This window comes from Actinomadura keratinilytica (assembly GCF_039539665.1).
Lineage (GTDB): Bacteria > Actinomycetota > Actinomycetes > Streptosporangiales > Streptosporangiaceae > Spirillospora > Spirillospora keratinilytica.
Window position 1 is genome coordinate 1 of record NZ_BAABDO010000071.1, and the last position, 21,116, is coordinate 21,116.

Sequence of the window (21,116 nt, forward strand, 5' to 3'; positions counted from 1 at the left end):
GGCCGCGCGCGGGGCCCGGCGGGCACCGGGCGCCCCCCGCCGTCCGCCCGGCGCCGCGGGCGGCGCTCAGCGGCGCAGGTCGCCGCGCAGGATCCGCTGCACGAGGTCGCCGCGCAGCTGCCCGTACCCGGTGCGGGCCCACAGGCTGTCGTCCGCGTCGACCTCGAAGTACGGCACCGGGCGTCCGTCCACCCTGTCGAGCAGCACCTGCGGGGTGCGGTGGGCGCGGACGGCCTTGGCGCAGTCGTGGCACGCCTTGACGCGCAGCCGCTCGCGGCTGCCCAGGGGACGCCAGTTCACCGCGACCGCCGAGTCGCCGTGCAGGGGGTTGAAGAAGCACAGCGGGCTGGCGGGGATCTCCCGGCCGCCGCCGGCCAGCGACCGCGCCGACTCCAGCGCGTCGCGGCCCCGGTCGACCAGCACGAGCACCCCGGCCAGGTCCGGCAGCCCGCGCGCCGCGTCCAGCACCTTGCCCGCCGCCTGGTAGGCGTCCAGCGCCTCGGTCAGCAGGGCCCGGACGCGCGGGGCCGAGGCGTCGACGTCGGTCCGGTCCAGCAGTTCGCCAAACGCCACGACCTCGCGGGCGGCCTGCTCGCGCAGCTCCTCCTCGTTCGCGCGCAGGGCGGTGGCCAGCACGGTGCGCGGCAGCCGGTGCCGCGACGGCGGGGGGACGCGGCCCGTCCGCCGCCACCGCCACACCGCCAGCCCGGCGACGGCGGCCGCGCCCAGACCCGCCGCGCCCAGGACCGCGGGCAGAGGCACGCCGCCGCCGTCGTCGCTCTTGCCGGAACCGGTGGAGGAACGCGTCCGCCCCAGGTGCGCGGTGGCGGCCTCGTACTCGGCCTTGCCCCGGCCCGCCGCGATCAGGTCCACGGCGCGGATCAGCCGGTCGGCCAGCGGCGCGTCCTTCATCTCGTCCAGGAAGAACGGCACCTGCGCGGCGTAGCGGGTGTTCTGCTGCTGTTCGCGCGTGCCGCCCCACTGCCGCGCCGCGAGCTGGTCCTGGAAGTCGTCCAGGGACAGGTACGCGCCGTCGCGGCCGAGCCGGTCGTGCACGACGGTGAGGAGCTGGTCGGGGTCCTCCCACGTGCCGCCCTTCACCAGCGGCACGAGCACGACGTAGACGGGGACCGGCGACCGGCGCATGTGCGCCAGCAGCTCCCGCCGCCGCCCCTTCGGCAGGGCGGACGCCAGCGACGGGTCGACATAGATCGGCGACTTGCGCAGCGCCGCCGCGATCCGCTCGCCGGGCGACGGCGCCCTCCGGGCGCTCGCGGGACGTGCGATCGGCCAGTGTTCAGTCGACACCGAGAGACTCCAGTACCACCGAGGGCAGTTCGCGGCCCTGCGCCGCGGACGCGAACCGGGACCAGCGTCCGGGGACGCCGTAGTGGAGACGGCCGCCGGGGACGCGCAGCGTCCTGGCCGCCAGCGACGACGGGGGCGCCGCGGCGCAGTCGGCGCACACGGGGCGGCGCCCGTGCCCCTTGATCTTGCGGTGCCCGGCGGACGGCCCGTGCAGCGGGTTGACGAAGCACGGCGCCGAGGGGCGGGCCTTCGCCCCGTCCAGCACCTCCCGGCCCTGACGTGCCAGCACGACCACCCACACCAGGTCGAGCACGGCCTCGTCGGCGTCCGCCGGGGCCCCGGCGACGTCGTCGAAGAGGATCTGCGCGGCGTCGTAGGCGCGGGCGGCGTAGGCGTGCCCCGGGGACTCCTCGTGGTCGGGCAGCATGTTGCGCAGCTCGCCGAGCGCGCGGGCGGCCCGCGTACGCAGCGAGCGCGGCGACGGCTTGGTCTCCCCGCGGGACGGTGTCCTGGACCGTGTGCGCATGGCGCGGACCCCTGCGATCGGGGCGCGGACCAACGCGAACAGCAGCACCGCCCCGATGGGGCCGACGGCGAGGGCCCCTGCGAGGAACGGCCCCCAGAACTCGGCCTCCAGCGGCGGATGCTCCTGCCCGAACGGAGGCGGCGTGCTGTAGAGGGTGGGCGTGCTCGCGGGGGCGGACGGGGCCGACGCCACGGAGTCGAACAGCTGCCCTAGCCGCGCGGGCACGTCCGCCATGGGCGCGTCCGGGTCGGCGGGGGAGCGGATCCTGCTCGGCGTGTAGGGGACCTGGCGCGGAACGCCGAACGCCACGGAGTCGATGTATCCGTGCTCGTCGACGAAGACGTACAGGCCGTTGCGCCCCACGCGTTCATGCAGGCCGAACAGGAACGCCTCGTCTTCCCCGTAGGACTCCGACTCCGTCGGGTTGGGCGCGACGACGACGTACACGGGGACGCCGATGCGCTTGGCCGTTCCGGCCATCTGCGCCTTGATCCGCTTGCGGTCGGCCCGGCTGAAGGCGTCCGCCAGGTACATGTCGACCGACAGCGGATCCCTGGCCAGCTCCGCCGCCACCCGGGCGAACCGGGCCTCCTCGTGCGGCACGGGCGACGGCGCCGCCGCGGCGGGGCCCGCCGGCGCCCACAGACCGGCGAGCAGCAGTGCGGCGGCGAGCACCGCCGCCAGGCGTCCGATCATCGCCGCGCCGTCCGGGCCGCGCCGCGGCGGGACGACCGGCGCAGCAGCAGCGCCAGCAGCGGCACCCCGGTCAGGGCGCTGCCCGCCCCGAACGCCGCCATCTCCTTGCGGTCCCTGATGTCGCTTTCGCTGGGGCCGTCGGACGAGTCGTCCCGGCGCGCCTCCTCGCGCGCCTGCTCGATCCTGCGCTGCGCGTCGGGCGCGGACACCAGGTCGACGAACCGCGTGATCTGCTCCACGAGCGTCTCGTCCCGCCCCGACCGCAGGTACGCCGCGGTCCACGCGCGGTCGGCCGGGAGCGTTCCACCGAAGTGCCGCGCCGCGCCGGACCCGGACGGATCGGTGACGATGTACACCCCGTCCTTGCCGAGCCGGTCGTGCAGCGACGCGATCAGGTCGTCGTCCTTCGGCGCCACCTGCGTCCAGCCCGGCGTCACCACCACGTACGCCGGGACGTGCAGGCGCGCCACCGCGGCGCGGATCCGCTCGTACGCGTCGTAGGGCAGCGCCCGCGGGGCGTGGTCGGTGAGCTGGACCGGGTCGTCGGCCAGCATCCGCGCGAGCCGGTCGGCCAGGTTCCCCGAAGCCGGCGTCGGTGACGGCGGTGACGGTGACGCCGGCGGTGACGATGACGGTGACGATGACGGTGACGATGACGATGACGGTGACGGCGCGGCGGCCCGCGCCGTGCCGGTCAGGACGCACCCGGCCAGCGCAAATGTAATGATCAAGGCGAACCACCGCACGTCCGCAGTCTAACGGCGTTCACCCCTGGCCCCATCGGCCCCTGCCGCCACAACCCCGCAGTGTGTCGTCTACTTCACGGAAAGTAACATCCCCTCGTGGGGGAAGACCGGGGGGACGGTGAACGAGGCTGCTGGGCGGGCCCGGGCGGGGTGCGGGTCACCGCCGTCCGGCTGGTCGGTGCGCACCGGGTGTGGGCGGACGCCGCCGGCGTCCCCGCGGGGGTGCCGGGCGCGTTCCTGGTGACCGACGGGGGCGCCCGCGTCGGCCGCGGCTACTACCCGACCGTCGAGGAGCTGTCCGAGGTGGTGGATCTGGCGTCGCTGCGGCCCTGCGACCCCGGCACCTGACCGTGGTGGCAAGCTTGAGCCCTGCGTCCGTACGGCTCGGTGGCGAGGAGGGTGCGGTGTCGGAGGGGTTCGACGTCGTCGTGGTGGGATCGGTCAACGCGGATCTGGTGGTCGGCGTCGAGCGGCGCCCGGCGCCCGGCGAGACCGTGCTCGGGTCCGACCTGGCCGTGCATCCGGGCGGCGTGGGCGGCAACCAGGCGGCGGCCGCGGCGCGGCTCGGCGGCCGGGTCGGCATCCTGGCCCGGGTCGGCGACGACGGGCACGGCGAGTTCCTGCGCGGGGCGCTCGCCGACGCGGGGGTGCGGCTGGACCACCTGCTGGTCACGCCCGGCCCGTCCGGCGTCGCCCTCATCACCGTGGGGCCGGACGGCGACAACAGCATCATCGTCTCGCCCGGCGCCAACGCCCGCCTCGGCCCGGACGACGTCGCCGCGGCACGCGGCATGATCTCCTCGGCGGCGGTCGTGTCGCTGCAGCTGGAGACCCCCGTGCCGACCGTCCTGGCCGCCGCCCGGGCGGCCGCGGACGCCGGGGCGCGCGTGGTGCTGAACCTGTCCCCGCCCGCCCCCGTGCCGGATGAGCTGCTGGCGCTGTGCGACCCGCTGGTGGTCAACGAGCACGAGGCGGCGTTCCTGCTCGGACGCGGCGGCGGGGAGCGCCTGGAGGCGCCCTCGGCGATGGCCGGGGCGCTGCTGGAGCGCGGCCCCCGGTCGGTGGTCATCACCCTCGGTGGGGACGGCGCGCTGACGGCCGACGCGTCCGGTGCGGTGACCGTCGTCGCGGCCCCCAAGGTGGAGGTCGTGGACACCACGGGCGCGGGCGACGCCTTCACGGCCGCGCTGTGCCTGCGCCTGGCCCGGGGGGACGCCCTGGACGAGGCCGCGCACTACGCGGTGCGGGTGGGGGCCGCGGCCGTCGGCAAGCCCGGCGCGCAGAGCTCCTACCCCAGGGCGGAGGACGAACTGCCGCTCTGACCGGCGTCCCGCCCCCCGGGTGGCGCCTCCGGAGGAACCCCGGCGCCCCTTACGGCGGCGGGGCGGCCTACCCCTCGGGGCGGGATAGGGCGTGCCTGCGGAGTCGTTCCAGGGCGTCCGCCACGTCGTGGACGTCGGCCCCCAGGTCGAAGAAGCTGAACAGGAACAGGTCGTCGGCGGACTCGATCTCCAGCAGCCGGGTGTCCATCAGCAGGCGCCGCCGCTCGTCCACCCGGATCGCCGTCACCTCGGGCCAGGCCAGCCGGCGCCTTCCCGCGTACCCGCGCACCACGGTCACGCCCTCGGCGTCGGCGGCGACCCGCACCGGCGCCAGGACGTCCCGCAGGGCGAGCGCGGCCAGCCCGAACGCGGCCACCGCCGCCAGCAGCAGGAACTGCCGGTCGTCGGCCGACAGCGCGGCCAGCGTCGCCACCACCGCGGCGCCCCCCGCCTTGACCGCGACGTGCGCCGGCGGCACCCGCCAGCTCCGTGGCGCCCCGCCTTCCTCGCTCACACCGGTCACGGTAGCAACGCCCCGTCATCCCGCACCGTGCCCCGGTGCCCCCCCCGGGGCACGGGACGAAACTCATGATCCGTGCGAATGGGCGGGGCATTCGTCCGATAGCGTCATGGCATGCGACTCGGCGTGCTGGACGTGGGCTCGAACACCGTGCATCTCCTGGTGGTGGACGCCCACCGGGGGGCGCGCCCCCTGCCTGCCTTCTCCCACAAGGAGGAACTGCGGCTGGCCGCCCACCTGGACGGCGACCGCCTGACGGAGAAGGGCGAGGCCCTGCTGAACGAGTTCGTCGACGAGGCGCTGCGGGTCGCCGAGGACAAGGGCGTGGAGGACCTGGTCGCCTTCGCCACCTCCGCCGTGCGCGACGCCGCCAACGGCGAGGAGGTGCTCGCCCGGATCCGCGCGCGGGCCGGCGTGGACATCCGCGCGCTGCCGGGCCCCGACGAGGCGCGGCTGACGTTCCTGGCGGTGCGGCGCTGGTTCGGCTGGTCCTCCGGCCGCCTGCTGGTGATCGACATCGGCGGCGGCTCGCTGGAGATCGCGGCGGGCATCGACGAGGACCCGGACGTGGCGATCTCCCTGCCGCTGGGCGTCGGTCGGCTCACCCGCGACCACCTGACCGCCGACCCGGCGCCGCCCGGCGAGCTGCGCGCGCTGCGCCGCCACGTCCGCACCGAGATCGCCCGCCGGATCGGCGAGGTGGTGCGGTTCGGGCCGCCCGACCACGCCGTGGCCACCTCCAAGACGTTCCGGCAGCTCGCCCGCATCACCGGGGCCGCCCCCTCCTCGGAGGGCCCCTACGCCGAGCGGCTGCTGCGCCACGCCGACCTGGTGGAGTGGACCGGGAAGCTGGCCCGCATGACCGTCGAGGAGCGGGCCGGGCTGCCCGGCGTGTCCGAGCAGCGGGCGCCGCTGCTGCCCGCGGGCGCGATCGTCGCCGACGCCGTGATGGACCTGTTCGGCCTGGCGGAGCTGGAGATCTGCCCCTGGGCGCTGCGCGAGGGCGTCATCCTGCGCCGCCTCGACATGATCACCGGCTGAGCGGTCAGCGTCCGCCGGTGTGCCCGCCGAAGACGTCCCCGGGGGACACGCGGGTCCCGCTCATCAGCTGCGAGACGGTCACGAACCGGTACCCCTTGCGGGCGAGCCGGTCCAGGATGCGCGGGAGGGCCTCCGCCGTCGGGCGCCGGGTGTCGTGCAGGAGGACCACCGCGCCCGGGCGGGCCGCCGACACGGTGCGGTCCGCGATCGCCTTCGGGTCGCTCGTGACCTCGTCGCGGACGTCGACGTTCCACATCACCTGTACCAGCCCCAGGGACGCGGCGACCTCCCCCACCGAGCCGTTGGTCGAGCCGTACGGGGGCCGCAGCAGCCGCGGTGCGCGTCCCACGGCGTCGCGTACGAGCAGCTGCGTCTCCTGCACGTCCGTGTTCACCTGGATGGCGGCCAGGCGTTCCAGGTCGCGGTGGTCCTGCGTGTGGTTGCCGATCTCGTGCCCCTCGGCGGCCTGCCGGCGCAGCAGGTCGCGGTGGACGGCGGCGCTGCCGCCCACCACGAAGAACGTGGCGCGGGCACCGTGGGCGGCCAGCGTGTCCAGCAGCCGCCCCGTATAAGGCCCGGGGCCGTCGTCGAACGTCAGCGCCACGCACTTGGCGCGGCGGCAGTCCACGGGCTCCGGCGGGGCGGCCGACTGCGCTTTCACGCTCGGCGCGCTGGACGGGGTGCCGGTCGTTTCCGGACGCAGGGCCGCCTGCGGCCGGCGGGCGAGGGCGGCCTGGCGCGCGCGCCGCCCGAAGTCCGACAGCAGCGGTGTGACCGCCGCGCTCTTCAGGACGGCGGCGACCCGTCCGGCCGTCCCGGGCGCGACGGTGTAGTCGCTGAACTCCACCACCAGGTCGCCGTCGGCGTTGAAGCCCATGGAGGAGAACAGCAGGGGATCCGGCCGGACCCGTTCGGGGGTGACCTGGCCGCCCAGGTGCTCGCGGACCCGCTGCGTCAGCGCGGCCAGCCCCTGCGGGCCGTTCACCAGGTCGGCCGACGGGTGCACCGTCCGGGTGACGCCGTCGTACCACAGCGTGCGCCGCGCCTCGCCCCCCGTGAAGCCCAGCGTCCGGGACGTCACCAGCCGGACCCCGACCACGTCGTCCGACGCGGCCGTCAGCGACCACCGGACGTTGAGCTCCGGCACGTCGCCGGCGGGCAGCGGCGGGATCCGGGTGCTCGCGGAGTCGAACGGCGCCACCTGCTCGTCGACCGCGGCGGCCAGCGCCTTGGTCAGCTCCGGCGCCCCGGGCACGTCCGGGTACCCGATGAACACCCGCTGGTTCGCGTCCCGCCGGACGCGCGTCACGGTGGTCAGACCGGGCACCGCGGCAGGGTCGGCGGTGCGGATCGTCGGGGAGCCCCCCGGCGCCGCGGCGTGCCTGCTCGGCTGCGCGGTGCACCCGGCGAGGAACACCGCCCCGAGCGCCGTGGCGGCGGCACCGTGCCATAGGCCGGTCAGCCGCCGGCGCGTCCCGGACAACAGAGCACTCCCTTGGTCGGCGATGCTGGACGGTGAGGGTCGGACGGTGTGGACGACGGTGGCCCCACGTTGACTCTGGCAAGCTGCCACATTAATGCCGAAATGGCCGTTTCGATCGTCGGCGTGGGGGGTACATAGCGATCTTTAATGTCCGGCGAGCGGCATTTGGCGATCTGTTGACCCGCGTCCGAACTTGGCCGCGGGACCGCGCGTCTGCCATCGTGAGCACACAACGGACCCGGACCGCCGGCGCGGCGGTGGCTCCCCGCGGGTCCCTGCGGAAGGGAGCGGGCCTCGCGGGAGGCCGCCCGGTGGTGAAAGGGGATCGCCATGGACGGCCCGCCGACCCCTGGCGCGAACGTGGGGGAGTCCCGGCTCGACCTGCCGTCGCGGGTGGGCCGGTACCGCATCGAAGCCAAGATCGGCCAGGGCGGGATGGGCGCGGTCTACCTGGGCCGCGACCCGGACGGACGGCCGGTCGCGGTGAAGGTGGTGCGCCCCGGGCTGGCCGACGACCCCGCCTTCCTCGCCCGCTTCCGCGACGAGGCACGCAACGCCGAGCGGGTCGCCGCGTTCTGCACCGCGCAGGTCCTCGAACACGGCGAGGACGACGGCCTGGCCTACCTGGTGACCGAGTACATCGAGGGCCCGTCGCTGCTGCGCCACGTCACCGACAACGGCCCGCTGTCGCCCGGCATGCTGCACGGCGTCGCGGTCGGCGTGGCCGCCGCCCTGGTCGGCATCCACGCCGCCGGGCTCGTCCACCGCGACCTCAAGCCCAGCAACGTGCTGCTGTCCATCTCCGGCCCGCGCGTCATCGACTTCGGCATCGCCCGCGCCCTCGACGCCGCCGCGTCCCACACCCGCACCGGCCAGGTCATCGGCAGCCCCGGCTGGATCGCGCCCGAGCAGATCCTCGGGCAGCCCCCCACCCCCGCCGTCGACGTGTTCGCCTGGGGCTGCCTGGTCGCCTACGCCGCCAACGGCCGCAACCCCTACGGCCAGGGCTCGTTCCAGCTCATGGCCGCGCGCGCCGTCCACGCCGCCCCCGACCTGGGCGTGCTCACCGAACCCCTGGCGGGCCTGGTCCGCCGCGCCCTCGCCAAGGACCCCGCGCAACGGCCCAGCGCCCGCGACCTCCTGCTGGCCCTCACCGGGGGCACCGGAACCGAGGCCGACGTCAACACCACGATCGACGAATCCTGGCGCACCCCACCGACCCTGCAGGACCCGGGCCCCGCCGCGCCGAGCGGGCCCGCGACGCGGCAAGAGCAGGGACCCGCCGGGCCCGAGGAACCCACGACGACACCCCAGGAACCAGGGGCCGCCGCGCCGGGCCCCTCCGCGACGCGACACGACGCGGGTACGGCCGCACCGAGTGAACACGGGGCGGCCACGTGGGAGACCGCGGGGCGTCCTGATCGGCACCGTCCCCGGCGTCCCGCCGTTCTCGCGGGCGTGGCGGCGCTCATGGCGGCCGTCGTCGCAGGCGGCGTCGTGCTGCTGGTCAGGGACCGCGACGGCGCGTCCGGCACCGGGGCGGCGGCCCCGGCGGCACTGCCGAGGGACCCCCTGCTCGTCCGGATCGACACCCGGCCCGGATGGCCCGGCACATGCCACGGCGACATCGGCGTGTACGTCCCCGGCGCCACCGCCCCCACGACCCTGGCGGGCGGCCCGCGCTGCGACACCCTCCCCGTATGGTCGCCGGACCGCAGGCGGATCGCCTTCACCCGGTCGGGCGGCGGCCGCACCGAGGCGTGGGTGATGAACGCCGACGGCAGCGATCCGCGCAAGGTCACCGACCGGATATCGGGCGGGCGCGTGACCTGGTCCCCGGACGGCCGCCGGCTGGCGTTCATGGGCCGCGACAACGGCGTCGCGCAGATCTTCGCCATCACCATCGGCGAGGCGACGCCGACCCGCCTCACCGACGACCCCGCGGACAAGGACGACCCCGCGTGGTCGGCCACGGGACGGCTGGCGTTCTGGAGCAAGCGCAGCGGCACCGAGCAGATCTACACGCTCGACCCGCAGCACCCCGACCGGCCCTGGACGAGGCTCACCGCGGACGGCGTCCGCGCCGTCGACCCCGCCTGGTCCCCGGACGGGCGGCGCCTGGCCTACACGCGCGGCGCCTACCCCCAGGCCGACATCTGGGCGATGAACGCCGACGGCACCGGCGCCCGCCGCGTCACCACCGGCGCCGGACACGACATGGACCCCACGTGGTCGCGGAACGGCGCGTGGATCGCCTACGTCAACGGCCGCTACGCCCAGCCCCGCCTGCGCGCGGTGCGCCCGGACGGCTCCGGCGACCAGTCCATCGTCCCCGGCGCCGTGTCGCTGGGGCACCCCGGCTGGTCCTAGCTCAGCGGAAGTTGCGGGCGCGGACGCGGCCGGGCACGGGAAGGCGGCGCAACCGGGTGGCGCGGACGTTGGTGACCCCGTCCACGCGCTCCAGGCGCCCGTTCACCAGAAGCGCCTGCGCGTCGACCGCCAGGCCCCGGTGCCGCTGGAACACCGGCGGCGGGCACACCACGTTGATGACGCCCGTCTCGTCCTCCAGCGTCATGAACACCATCCCCCCGGCCGTCGGGGGCCGCTGCCGGTGGGTGACCAGGCCCGCCACCACCACGTTGGTCTCCGCGGGCACCTGCGCGAGCCCCTCGGAGGGCACGGCGCCCAGCTCGTCCAGCGCCTCCCGCACGTGCGCCATGGGATGGGTTTGGGAGACCCCCGTCGCCCACAGGTCCGCCAGGGTCTCCTCCACGGGGGTCATCGCGGGCAGCGCCGGGGCGACCGTTCCCGGGGTGGCGCCCTCCAACTGGTCGGGGCCGCTCCCGGCGAGCGCGCCCGCCGCCCACAGCGCCTCCCTGCGCGACAGACCGAAACAGCCGAACGCCCCGGCCGTGGCCAGGGCCTCCAGCGCCGCCGCGGACAGGGGGACGCGCCGCGCCAGATCCTCCATGCTCGCGTAGGGGCGGCCTGCGGCGATGGCCTCGGCGGCCTCCTCGCCCAGGTTGCGCACGCCCGCCAGGCCCAGGCGGATCGCGGGCTGCGGCGCGCTGGGCGCGTGCGGGTGCCTCGACCGCACCGGCACGGGCTCCTCCAGGGTGGGGTGCGCGCCGCTGGCGTTGACGTCCACGCCCCTCACCTCCACCCCGTGGCGGCGGGCGTCGGCCAGCAGCGACTGCGGCGAGTAGAAGCCCATCGGCTGGTTGCGCACCAGCGCGGCGGTGAACGCCGCGGGGTAGTGCCGCTTGAGCCAGGCGCTGGCGTACACCAGGTGCGCGAAGCTCTGCGCGTGCGACTCGGGGAACCCGTACCCGGTGAAACCGAGGATCTTCTCGTAGACGTCCTCGGCGACGTCGGCGGGGATGCCCCGCTCGGCCATGCCGCTCAGCAGCCGCTCCCGGAGCCGCCCCACCCGCTCCGGCGCCCGCTTGGCGCCCATCGCCTGCCGCAGCCGGTCGGCCTCGGCGGGGGAGAAGCCCGCGCAGTCCACGGCCAGCTGCATCATCTGCTCCTGGAACAGCGGGACGCCGAGGGTGCGCGCCAGCGCGTTCTCCATGAGCGGATGCGGGCACTCGGCGGGCTCCTCCCCCCGGCGGCGCCGCAGATACGGGTGGACGGAGCCGCCCTGGATGGGGCCGGGCCTGATCAGCGCGACCTCCACCACCAGGTCGTAGAACTCGCGCGGCCTCAGCCGGGGCAGCGTCGCCATCTGCGCCCGCGACTCCACCTGGAACACCCCGACGGTGTCCGCGTCGCACAGCATGTCGTACACCAGGGGGTCCTCCGGGGGGACGGACTGCAGGTCGTACCGCTCGCCGTGGTGCTCGGCCACCAGGTCGAAGCAGTCGTGCAGCGCCGCCAGCATGCCCAGCCCCAGCAGGTCGAACTTGACCAGCCCCGCCGCCGCGCAGTCGTCCTTGTCCCACTGCAGGACGCTGCGGCCGGGCATCCGCGCCCACTCCACGGGGCACACCTCCCCGACCGGCCGGTCGGCGATCACCATGCCCCCCGAGTGGATGCCCAGGTGCCGGGGCAGCGCGAGCATGCGCTGCGCCAGCCGCGTCACCGCCTCCGGGATGTCGGCCTCCGAGCCGACCGGATCGCGCGGATCGATGCCCCGCGACCAGGCGTCCTGCTGCCCGGGGGAGAACCCGAGCGCGCGCGCCGCGTCCCGTACGGCCATGCGCGGCCGGTAGCTGATGACGTTGGCGACCTGCGCGGTGCGCTCGCGCCCGTACTTGTCGTAGACGTACTGGATGACCTCCTCACGGCGGCGGTGCTCGATGTCCAGGTCGATGTCGGGAGGCCCGTCGCGCCCGGGGGACAGGAACCGCTCGAACAGCAGCCCGTGCCGCACCGCGTCCACACCGGTGATGCCGAGCGCGTAGCACACCGCCGAGTTGGCCGCCGAGCCCCGCCCCTGGCACAGGATGCCGCGGCTGCGGCAGAACTCCACGATGTCGTGCACGATGAGGAAGTAGCCGGGGAAGCCCAGCTGCTCGATCACGTCCAGCTCTTTGGCGATCTGGGCGTACGCGCCCGGGACGCGTTCCCGTCCGGGCGGCCCGTACCGCCGCCGCGCCCCCTCCGCCACCAGGTGCCGCAGCCAGCTCGCCTCGGTGTGGCCGTCGGGGACGGGCCAGTCCGGCAGGCGCGGCGCCACGACGGCGAAGTCGAACGCGCATTCCCGGGCCAGTTCCACGGTGCGCTCCCGCACCCCGGGGAACCGCGCGAGCCGCACCGCCATCTCCGCCCCGCCGCGCAGGTGCGCGGTGCCGGCGGCGGGCAGCCACCCCGCCATGTCGTCCAGGCTGCGCCGCGCGCGCACGGCGGCCAGGGCCTGCGCCAGCCGCGCGTCCGGGCCGGGCGCCGCGAAATGCACGTTGTTGGACGCCACCACATCCACGCCCACGCGGGCCGCCAGCTCCGCCAGGGCGTCGTTGCGCGGATCGTCGCCCGGAAGGTCGTGGTCGACCAGCTCCACGAACACGTTGCCGCGGCCGAACATGTCCACCAGCCCGCGAAGCTCCCGCTCCGCGGCGTCCGCACCCCGCTCCCGCAGCGCGGCGGGCACCGCCCCCTTGCGGCACCCGGTCAGCACGGCCCAGTGGCCGCCGTGGGCGTCGGCGAGCGCCCCCACGTCGTAGACGGGCCGCCCCTTCTCCCCGCCCGCCAGCTGCGCGGCGGTGATGGACGAACACAGCCGCGCGTACCCCTCCGGATCCCGCGCCAGCACCAGCAGATGCCGGCCCGCCGGATCGGGCTCACCCGTCCGGGGCCCGGGCAGCCCCAGGCTCAGCTCGGCCCCGAACACCGTCGCGATGCCCGCCTCGGACGCCGCCTGCGCGAACTGCACCGCCCCGTACATCCCGTCGTGGTCGGTGAGCGCCATGGCCTCCACCCCGAGCCGCGCCGCCTCCGCCACCAGCGCGGCCGGGTCGCTCGCCCCGTCCAGGAAGCTGAACGACGAGTGGCAGTGCAGCTCCGCCCACGGCACGGCGGCAGGCCGCACGGGCCTCGCCGCCGCCCGCACCGGCTCCACCCGCTCCCGCGCGGCCCGCTTCCGCCGCCCCCACGACAACCGCCGCTCGAACTCGCGCCACGGAATCGGCGGATTACTCCAGCCCATACCGTCCGCTCCGCTCACTCGTACACGGCCTCCACATGCCAACGCCCCCCTTCCACAGCCAGCAGGTAGGCATGCCCCTCCGCCGTGACGACCTGGAACCGGGCCCGGCGCCGCGCGCGCTCGGGGGCCCACCAGTACTCGGACACCGGCCACGGCCCCGTCCACGCCGTCACCCGCTCGGCCCTGCCGCCCGCCACGGCCACATGCGCGGGCGGCGCCGACACCGCACACCGCGCCGACACCCCCACCGTTTCCCCGGAGGCGTCCGTGACCGCCGCGGACCGCGGCGCCGGAGGAACCACCGCCGGAGCCGGGCCTTCGATCCGCCCCGGCCACGGACCGTCCGGAACCCCCGCCGGAGGCAGGTCGCCGACCGGCACCCGCGCCACCCGCTCGCCCGGGCCCCGGCCGCCGGTCACCACCGGCCGGGTGACGCCGCGGTGGCCGAGCAGCGCCTGGATCCGGTCCACCGCCCGCGCGATGCGCTCGGTCACCGTGGACCGGCCCCACAGCGCCTCCTGCCGGCCCTCGTCCGGGACGAGCTGGTCCGGAGCCAGCTCCAACCACGCCACACCGCCCCACACGGCGTCCGCGGCCCCCTCAGGCGCCCGCCGCGCCGACAGCTGCCAGCGGACCCGCTCGGCCACCGCCGACGCCGACAGCGCCCCGTCGTGCCGCCACAGCCGGCGCAGGACGCCGCCGTCGGCGAAACCGGCCGTCACCTCCAGCCGCACGCAGGTCAGCCCGCCCGCGGCCATCCCCTCGTGCAGCTCGGCGGCCAGCCGCTTGGCCGCGAACACCACCTGCTCGGCATGCGCGGCGGGCGGATCGAACTCCTCCCGCACCGACAGGTCGGCGGTCGCCGGAGCCGGCGCCACCGGCCGCGGCTCCTCGCCCCGCGCCAATCGGTGCGCCAGCGCCCCGTCCGCCCCGAACCGCCCCGCCACGTGCCCGGACGGCAGCGCCGCGAACGCCCCCAGCGTCCGGACGCCCAGCCGCTGCAGGAGATCGGCCAGCTCCGGCCGGTCCAGCACCGACAGCGGATAGGGCGCCAGGAACGCCGCCGCCCCGCCCGCGGGCACCACGACCCCGCCCCCGCCGGAACGCGCGGCCAGCTCCGCGGCGAACAACCCGTCCGCTATGCCCGCCCCGCAGTCGAACCCCGCCTCCACCACGGCGTCCTGGACCAGCAGCCGCAGCGACTCCTCGCCGCCGTAGAAGCGGGCGGCGCCGCGCGCCGGGACGGCGCACAGCCCCGGGCGCACCACCTCCACCTTGGGCACGAGCTCCGCGACCGCCTCGACCACCCGCTCGAACAGCCGCCCCTCGGCGTCGCCGTCGCGGTCCCGCACCACGAGATCCGGGCAGCGCCGCTGCGCGTCCCGGATCCGCTGCCCGCGCCGCACGCCCGCGGCCCGCGCGGCGGAACTGCACGCCGCCACCCGGCCCTCCGCCACCACGGCCCCCGGCGTCGCGGCGTCGATCCCCACCGCGGTGACCGGCCAGTCCGGACACCACACCGCCAGCACCCGGCTCATCCCGCGACCTCCAGGGCGGGCCGCACGGCCGTCGCAGCGGTGACCGTCCCGTCCGGTCCGGGCAGCCACACCCAGGCGCTGCGCCCGCCCCCGCGCCCGTCGGCCACCACCCGGGCGAGACGCGCGCTCAGCAGGCCGTGCCCGTCACCCACGCCTTCCCACTCCGCCTCGGCCACGCGCAACCGCAATTGCACCCCCGGCCACTGGCGCTCGTAGGGACCCGACAACGCCAGCACACACCCGTGCTTGCGGACCAGCGCCGACAGCCGCCGCACGGCCGCCCCCGCAGGGGGAGCCGGGGGACGCAACAGCACCAGGTCCACCGCCTCGACCAGCGCCGCCACCACATCCGGCCACCGCTCACCGGGCTCGTCCACCAGAAGCAGCCGTTCGGGCTCCGCACCCATCTCCGCGGCGGCCAGCACACCGAAGTCAGGCATGCCGACCACGCCGCACCAACCGCCCCGCCCCTCGGCGCCCCCGTGCCCGGACACCCCCGCGACCAGCGCGACACCCAGCGACGCGGATCCGTCCACACCCACGACGGACCCTGCCCGCAGGGCACCGCCGGGAATGACATCGCGCAACCCGGGCAGCACGGGCACGGTATCCGCTGACACCGCCGACCCGGGCCGCACCCCCGCGTGCGTCAGCGCCGCCTCCGGCCGCCCGAAGGCGCTCCGCAGGGTCCCCACCGACGAAGCCCCCGGATCCGCCCGGAGCCCCTCCCGCGACGGCGCGCCCCCGGCCGCCGGGGACCCGACGGCGCCGAGCCGCACCGACGCCGACTCCGCCACGGTCCCTCCCGCCCTACGATCACGCACCCCCGGATCACGGGGCACCAATGTCGAACACAGGTTCGATATGTGTCAAGTTATCGCAGGTCACACCGCATCCCCGCGCCGCCCGCCCCGCAACGCGAAACCCTCGGCGCCACAGGCCCTCCCGCGGTCGGAACCCCGCCCTGCAATCACTCGCGCAAGACGACTCCGGCGCGGGGGCGTACGACCGCCCGAGGGATGCGGGAAGACGGCCATCGCGTCCCCGCCCCCGGAGTTCGTATGCTGCGGGTCATGGCGCATGACGTGCGGGCCGTGGAGTGGACGGGACAGGGGCTGCGGCTGATCGACCAGACGGTGCTGCCCCACCGGCTGGAACACCTCGACGTCCGCGACGTCGACACCCTCGTGGCCGCGATCCGGAACCTGGCCGTACGCGGCGCCCCGGCCCTGGGAGTGGCGGGCGCGTTCGGCGTCGCCATCGCCATCCGCCAGGCCGAACGGGAGCACTGGGACGACGCCGCCCGCGACGCCGCCATCGGACGCATCCGAAACGCCCGCCCCACCGCCGTCAACCTCGCCGCCGGCGTGGACAGGGTCCTGCCCCTCGTCCCCAAGGGGCTCGACGCCGTCGTGGCCGAGGCGCAGGCCCTGCTGGACGAGGACGTGCACGGCAACCGCGCCATAGGGCGGCACGGCGCGGACTGGATCCTCGCCCGGACCCCCGACCGCCCCCTGCGCATCCTCACCCACTGCAACGCGGGCGCCCTCGCCACCGCGGGCTGGGGCACGGCCCTGGGAGTCGTCCGCGAACTGCACGCCCGCGCACGCGTCGAGGTCGTCTACGCCGACGAGACACGCCCCCTGCTGCAGGGCGCGCGCCTCACCGCCTGGGAGCTGGATCAGGCGGGCATCCCCTACCTGATCCAGGCCGACGGCGCGGCACCCGCCACCATCCTGCGCGGGCTGGTCGACGTCGCCGTCGTCGGCGCCGACCGGATCGCCGCCAACGGCGACACCGCCAACAAGGTCGGCACCGTGAGCGTGGCCCTGGCCTGCGCCGAGGCGGGCATACCCTTCGTCGTCGCCGCCCCCTGGAGCACCGTCGATCTGAACACGGCCTCGGGAGGCGACATCCCCATCGAAGAACGCGCCCCCGAGGAGATCCTCGCCTGGAACGGCGCGCACGCCGCCCCCGAAGGCGCCCGCGCCTACAACCCGGCGTTCGACGTCACCCCGGCGAAGCTCGTCAGCGCCCTGGTGACCGAGACGGGCGTGCTGGAGGTCTCCTCCGGCGAGACGCCCCGCCGCGCGTCCTCCCGCTGACCGCCGTCACACCCACGGCAACGCGGAACGCTCGGCCCAGTACCGCTCCGGCGGCACGGCCGACCCCATGACCTCCGCCAGCTCCTCCTCCCCGAGCGACACCGTGACGGCCGCCAGGTTGGACTTCAACTGCGCCGGGCTCACCGCCCCCAGCAGCACGGTCCCGGCCCACTCCTGCGCCAGCACCGCCGCAAGGGCGACCGCGTCCGGCCCCACCCCGTGCCGGGCCGCCACCTCGCGCACCGCCTCCGGGGGCCGCACGGCGAGCCTGCCGTTGGCCATGGCCTCCTTCACCAGCACGTGAGCCCCGGCCTCGTGGGCCTCCCGCAGCGCGTCGCCCACGGACGGCTCCAGCAGATTCCACGTCGACTGCACCGCGTCGAACAGCCGCCGCCCCGCGACCTCGAGCTCCATCGCCCGGCGCACGGTCTCCCCCTGGCGGGGCCCGGACGTGGAGAACCCGACCCTGACGCCCTCCTCCGCCGCCTCCGCCAGCGCGGCCTGCAGGGCCGCGTCGCCGAACAACGGGCTGTCATGGGTCAGCGAGTGCACCTGGTAGACGCTCACCCGCCTCCCCAGAAGGCCGCGGGTCTCGGCGTACTGGGCCCGGTAGCGGTCCAGGCTGTGCTCCTTGACCTCGTGGACGTCGGCGTCCATGCGCCACCCGCCGACGTAGGCGTAACCCCACTTGCTCGACACGACGACGTCGTCATGCCCCCGCGCGTCGAGCCACCCGCCGAGGAACTCCTCGGCCCGCCCGTACGACCGCGCGGCGTCCACCCACCGGATCCCGGCCTCGTACGCGGCGTCCAGCACATCCCACGTGGCCGCGCGCATCTCCTCGACACCGCGCCCATCCGGCAGCTGGTCACCGCGCCCCACGTTGATGTACGCGGGCCGTCCCAACGCCGCCAGCCCCAGACCCAGCCTTCGCATCACGCCTCCACCCCTGGCATCGATCACCCCGAGAACTTATCCACAGAACGGCGTTCTACTTTCCTTCGCACCCTCCGGATCCAACGATGTACTCACGGCAACGAAAGGAGCCCCCATGACCCCCGAAACCCCTCGCCCGCACTACGCCTTCCGCCAGTTCGCCGCCCTGCTGGGCATCACCGCCTGGCAGCTGCGCCTGGCCCGCGAGCACGGCCTCCTCCCCGAGCCCGACGTCGACGGACGCCGCTGGTCCGCCGAACTGGCCGACCGCTGCGCCGACCGCAGGCCGCAGATCCTGTCCGCCTTCGGCGAGCAGCCGCCGATCGGCGCCGCCAAGGCCGCGGCCCGGCTGGCCCTGCGGGTCGGCCTCGACGTCGACCGGGCCGACATCGAGATCCTCGTCGCCCGCGGCGACCTGTCCGTCATCAGCCGCTACCAGGGCAACCCGGTCTACCTGCTGCGCGACCTGGACGCCCTCGCCCCCGGGACCATCACCGCCGTCGTCGCCGCCCGCAAGGGCCCGCTCCTGGACACCGTCGACGCCCGCGGCGCCGCCGCGATCCTCGACTGGCCCAAGGACGTCTTCGAGCGCATCGCCGCCGAACGCCGCCTCGGCACCGACCAGCTGGGCCGCTACTCCATCGACGACGTCCGCGCCCTGTCCGCCGACCAGGAGGTCGCCGAGCGCGTCCGCCACGAGCGGCGCCGCGCGGCCCAGCTGAGGGCCCGCCGCAACCAGGCCCGCTGCGAGAACACCCTCCGCGACTGGCTGCGGCAGTGCACCGCCTACCTCGAAGGCGCGGCCGCCGCCCCGCCCAAGATCGCCGACGCCGGCCGCGCCCTCCGCGCCCTGGCCGCCGCGAGAGCCACCATCCAACCCGAGAAAACCCCGGCGTGACCCGCACCCCGGCAGCCGACCTCACGCGCACGATGCACTGCACGAGCCGTAGGGGCGTGCGCCGACATCCGAGCCTTCTGACCGGGGGAACCGACCGACAGCCTGTACATGCCCGCCATCCGCGAAGTGCACAGCCATGTCGCCACACCGGGGCTCTGGCCGGTGCGGCCGTGTGATCAGGTCCGCTTCGAGTGGCGCGAGCCGCGCCGCCGCTTCTTGGGGGCGTCGCTCCGGACGGCCGCGTACAGGCGGTCGCGGGCCTCGGTGCGGGACATGGCGGGAAGGCGTTCGGGGAGCGCCCCGGCCACGCCGGACGGCGCGTCGATCCGCCCGTCGTCGTCCACCGCGACCCGGTCGCCGGGCCAGTCGCCCAGCAGCACGGCGGACACGTCGCCGGGGTGGCGCGCCAGGAGCCTGGAGATCCGGTCGGCCTCCTTCTCGCAGTCGGCCACCAGCAGCAGACGGCGTGTGTGCGGGGCGGTCGCCTCCCGGCGCATGGCCAGTTCCGTCTCCAGGTAGGCCAGTGCGGCGTCGAGGTTGCCCGGGATGAACAGCCCGTCCGAGGAATCGTCGAGCAGGTCGTCTTCGCCCAGGCCGAACAGCATGGTGGCGTCGGAGCGGGGGATCACCACCAGGGCGCTGTCCGGGTACCCCTCCAGGGCGGCCAGCGCCATGACCCGCGCGCTCGCGGCGGCGCCCCTGCCCGTCAGGCAGAGCACCGGGAGCGTGAACGGATCGATGGCCGGGCGGTAGCTGAAGGCGACGGCGGCCTCCTCCTCGACGGGCGGGGAACCCGCGGGCAGCGCCGCTGCGGCCGCCGCGAGAATGCGATGGCGCAGCGGATACCCGATGGCCGCCATGGCGGGCAGGAGCAGCCCGAGCAGCAGCAGCGGTTGCAGCGATCGGGCGCCGCCTTGCTGCTCGTCGACCTGGGCCCGAGGAGACGGCCGCGCGGAGGGCGGTGCCGAGGTGGCGCTCGGCGCCGCGGTCTTGGACACCGACGGGGAAGGACTGACCCGGGACGGAGACGGCTTGGGGGGACGAGGCGACGCGGCCGTGGGAGGGGGTTGCGCCTTGGGTGCCCGCTCCCGCCTCTCCTGCTTGGCCCGCCGAGAGGGAGCCCGGTTCGGACGGGGCCTGTCCGCCCATGCTCGCCGCCGCATCGCCTCCCACATGTCCTTGCACAGCCGAGCGGTGTACCAGTCGAAGTACGGGGCCTGCCGGCACGGCGCGGACCGGGCGTTGCGCCTGTCGGGCTCGGGTGTGGCCGTGGCGCTCGCCGCCCCGGGCGCGGCGAGCGAGAGGACGCCCGCGATGGCCGCGCCGCCCAGCAGCCCGTACGCGCACCGCGCGGCCGCTCTCCGAACCCGGCCGACGCGCCTGAGATCTGGCAGAAGGTGCTTCATTCTCCGCCCCGGGGGGATCGCCGCGGACATCTCCGGCTGACGATCGTAGTCAATGCGACTACACAGCGTTGACGATTGCTCACACTCCAGGTTTCGCCCACGATGAACGCCCGCCGCAAAAGCCACTTACCGGGACAAACTCACCCCGCGATACATCAAAGCCCACGGCGCAAGACCGCCACTGCCATGGCCGCCCGCCATAACGTGTGCCGCCACCGGCCACCGTCGGCCAGGCCGCCGCACCCGCTCCCTCGTCTCCCGCCCGCCGATTCCGATGGACATGTCGATGCCGTCGCGTCTGAGGGCGCCGTCACTGCTGCCGGGTTCGGCACTTGCCCGGCTCCGTCGTCTGCATTGCCCTTCCGAGTGCCGTCGCATGGGGCCTGCCGCGGGTGTTGGTCCGACGGGGTTGATCTGTGCTGCTGTTTCAGGCGATAGCTGTGATTCAGATGATGTTTTTGGCGATGTCGGCAGGGGGGAGCTGCTGCCCCAGCGGCTGCTTTGTGCCTTGCTTCCATCGGCGCCGTAGGGCTGCCGAGGGCACTGGACAGCCCGATCAAGCATCACCGTGCCGGTGGGCGGTGCGGCGGTGCTGTTCGGTGATGTGGTCTTGCGTCTGTCGATTCCGGTAGGCGTGCTGGCGGTGTCGTGTCTGGGCGCGCCGTCACTGCTGCCGGGTTCGGCACTTGCCCGGCTCCGTCGCCTGTGTTGAGCGTGACGTGTCGTTGCGTGGGCCTGCCGTGGCGGCGCGTCGGCGCGCTGATGCCGCAGCGGGCGTGTGCCCGGCTGCGGCTACACCGACATCGAGAACTGACTCCGCCGTGGAGCCGTTGCAGCTCCCAGAGAGGGCGCGCTTTCCGGAGCCGGAGCGGTTGAGGCGGGGTCTGGTTGGGGGCATGACGGCGTGTGCTGTCCCGCGGAGAGACAGCCGTCAACGGGTGCAG

16 protein-coding genes are annotated in these 21,116 nt (G+C 75.4%); 6 read left to right on the forward strand and 10 right to left on the reverse strand.

Annotated features, from left to right (window positions below; all coding sequences use genetic code 11):
- Positions 1-66 precede the first annotated feature (66 nt).
- Genes ABD879_RS20960 through ABD879_RS20970 form a run of 3 tightly spaced genes read right to left on the reverse strand, consistent with a single transcriptional unit; the run spans position 67 to position 3,084 of the window.
- Complete coding sequence (locus ABD879_RS20960; RefSeq protein ID WP_345023204.1) at positions 67-1,308, reverse strand: hypothetical protein; 1,242 nt, start codon at positions 1,306-1,308, stop codon at positions 67-69.
- Positions 1,298-2,530 carry a hypothetical protein gene (locus tag ABD879_RS20965; protein WP_345023205.1) on the reverse strand — a complete coding sequence of 411 codons (1,233 nt, stop codon included), beginning with the start codon at positions 2,528-2,530 and terminating at the stop codon, positions 1,298-1,300. Before ABD879_RS20965 ends, ABD879_RS20960 begins: the two co-directional genes overlap by 11 nt.
- A complete protein-coding gene (locus tag ABD879_RS20970; RefSeq protein ID WP_345023206.1) occupies positions 2,527-3,084 on the reverse strand; it encodes a hypothetical protein in 558 nt (185 codons plus the stop codon). Before ABD879_RS20970 ends, ABD879_RS20965 begins: the two co-directional genes overlap by 4 nt.
- Positions 3,085-3,372: 288 nt before the next feature.
- Between ABD879_RS20970 and ABD879_RS20975 the strand changes: the two genes are divergently transcribed.
- Together ABD879_RS20975 and ABD879_RS20980 are read left to right on the forward strand one after the other, a co-directional pair.
- On the forward strand, positions 3,373-3,624 hold the full coding sequence (locus tag ABD879_RS20975) for a hypothetical protein (protein WP_345023207.1): 252 nt from the start codon (positions 3,373-3,375) through the stop codon (positions 3,622-3,624).
- A 56-nt stretch (positions 3,625-3,680) separates the two neighbouring features.
- Positions 3,681-4,598, forward strand: a complete 918-nt coding sequence (locus ABD879_RS20980; RefSeq protein ID WP_345023208.1) for a ribokinase — start codon at positions 3,681-3,683, stop codon at positions 4,596-4,598.
- Between the two features lie 67 nt (positions 4,599-4,665).
- Here ABD879_RS20980 and ABD879_RS20985 read toward each other — a convergent pair whose 3' ends face one another.
- A complete protein-coding gene (locus tag ABD879_RS20985; protein WP_345023209.1) occupies positions 4,666-5,112 on the reverse strand; it encodes a PH domain-containing protein in 447 nt (148 codons plus the stop codon).
- A 120-nt stretch (positions 5,113-5,232) separates the two neighbouring features.
- On the opposite strand from ABD879_RS20985, the gene ABD879_RS20990 reads away from it, so the two are divergent.
- Positions 5,233-6,159, forward strand: a complete 927-nt coding sequence (locus ABD879_RS20990) for a Ppx/GppA family phosphatase (RefSeq protein ID WP_345023210.1) — start codon at positions 5,233-5,235, stop codon at positions 6,157-6,159.
- A 4-nt stretch (positions 6,160-6,163) separates the two neighbouring features.
- Here ABD879_RS20990 and ABD879_RS20995 read toward each other — a convergent pair whose 3' ends face one another.
- On the reverse strand, positions 6,164-7,642 hold the full coding sequence (locus tag ABD879_RS20995) for a polysaccharide deacetylase family protein (protein ID WP_345023211.1): 1,479 nt from the start codon (positions 7,640-7,642) through the stop codon (positions 6,164-6,166).
- A gap of 330 nt (positions 7,643-7,972) precedes the next feature.
- Between ABD879_RS20995 and ABD879_RS21000 the strand changes: the two genes are divergently transcribed.
- Positions 7,973-10,012: a protein kinase domain-containing protein gene (locus ABD879_RS21000; RefSeq protein ID WP_345023212.1), complete on the forward strand. Its 2,040-nt coding sequence runs from the start codon at positions 7,973-7,975 to the stop codon at positions 10,010-10,012.
- A 1-nt stretch (position 10,013) separates the two neighbouring features.
- Here ABD879_RS21000 and ABD879_RS21005 read toward each other — a convergent pair whose 3' ends face one another.
- Genes ABD879_RS21005 through ABD879_RS21015 form a run of 3 tightly spaced genes read right to left on the reverse strand, consistent with a single transcriptional unit; the run spans position 10,014 to position 15,267 of the window.
- Positions 10,014-13,289, reverse strand: a complete 3,276-nt coding sequence (locus ABD879_RS21005) for an error-prone DNA polymerase (protein WP_345023213.1) — start codon at positions 13,287-13,289, stop codon at positions 10,014-10,016.
- Positions 13,290-13,303: 14 nt separating this feature from the next.
- Positions 13,304-14,827, reverse strand: coding sequence for a DNA polymerase Y family protein (locus ABD879_RS21010; RefSeq protein ID WP_345023214.1), 1,524 nt, complete (start codon positions 14,825-14,827; stop codon positions 13,304-13,306).
- Positions 14,824-15,267: a hypothetical protein gene (locus ABD879_RS21015; RefSeq protein ID WP_345023215.1), complete on the reverse strand. Its 444-nt coding sequence runs from the start codon at positions 15,265-15,267 to the stop codon at positions 14,824-14,826. The genes ABD879_RS21010 and ABD879_RS21015 overlap by 4 nt, the downstream gene beginning before the upstream one ends.
- A gap of 633 nt (positions 15,268-15,900) precedes the next feature.
- On the opposite strand from ABD879_RS21015, the gene mtnA reads away from it, so the two are divergent.
- Positions 15,901-16,932, forward strand: coding sequence for an S-methyl-5-thioribose-1-phosphate isomerase (mtnA, locus tag ABD879_RS21020; RefSeq protein ID WP_345023216.1), 1,032 nt, complete (start codon positions 15,901-15,903; stop codon positions 16,930-16,932).
- A gap of 6 nt (positions 16,933-16,938) precedes the next feature.
- Here the strand turns inward: mtnA and ABD879_RS21025 are convergent, their stop codons facing one another.
- Positions 16,939-17,868 (reverse strand): aldo/keto reductase, encoded by a 930-nt coding sequence (locus ABD879_RS21025; protein WP_345023217.1) that lies wholly within the window; start codon positions 17,866-17,868, stop codon positions 16,939-16,941.
- A 115-nt stretch (positions 17,869-17,983) separates the two neighbouring features.
- Here ABD879_RS21025 and ABD879_RS21030 point away from each other — a divergent pair, with 115 nt between their 5' ends.
- Positions 17,984-18,766: a hypothetical protein gene (locus tag ABD879_RS21030; RefSeq protein ID WP_345023219.1), complete on the forward strand. Its 783-nt coding sequence runs from the start codon at positions 17,984-17,986 to the stop codon at positions 18,764-18,766.
- A gap of 176 nt (positions 18,767-18,942) precedes the next feature.
- Here the strand turns inward: ABD879_RS21030 and ABD879_RS21035 are convergent, their stop codons facing one another.
- Positions 18,943-19,764, reverse strand: a complete 822-nt coding sequence (locus tag ABD879_RS21035) for a hypothetical protein (protein ID WP_345023220.1) — start codon at positions 19,762-19,764, stop codon at positions 18,943-18,945.
- Positions 19,765-21,116: the final 1,352 nt, after the last annotated feature.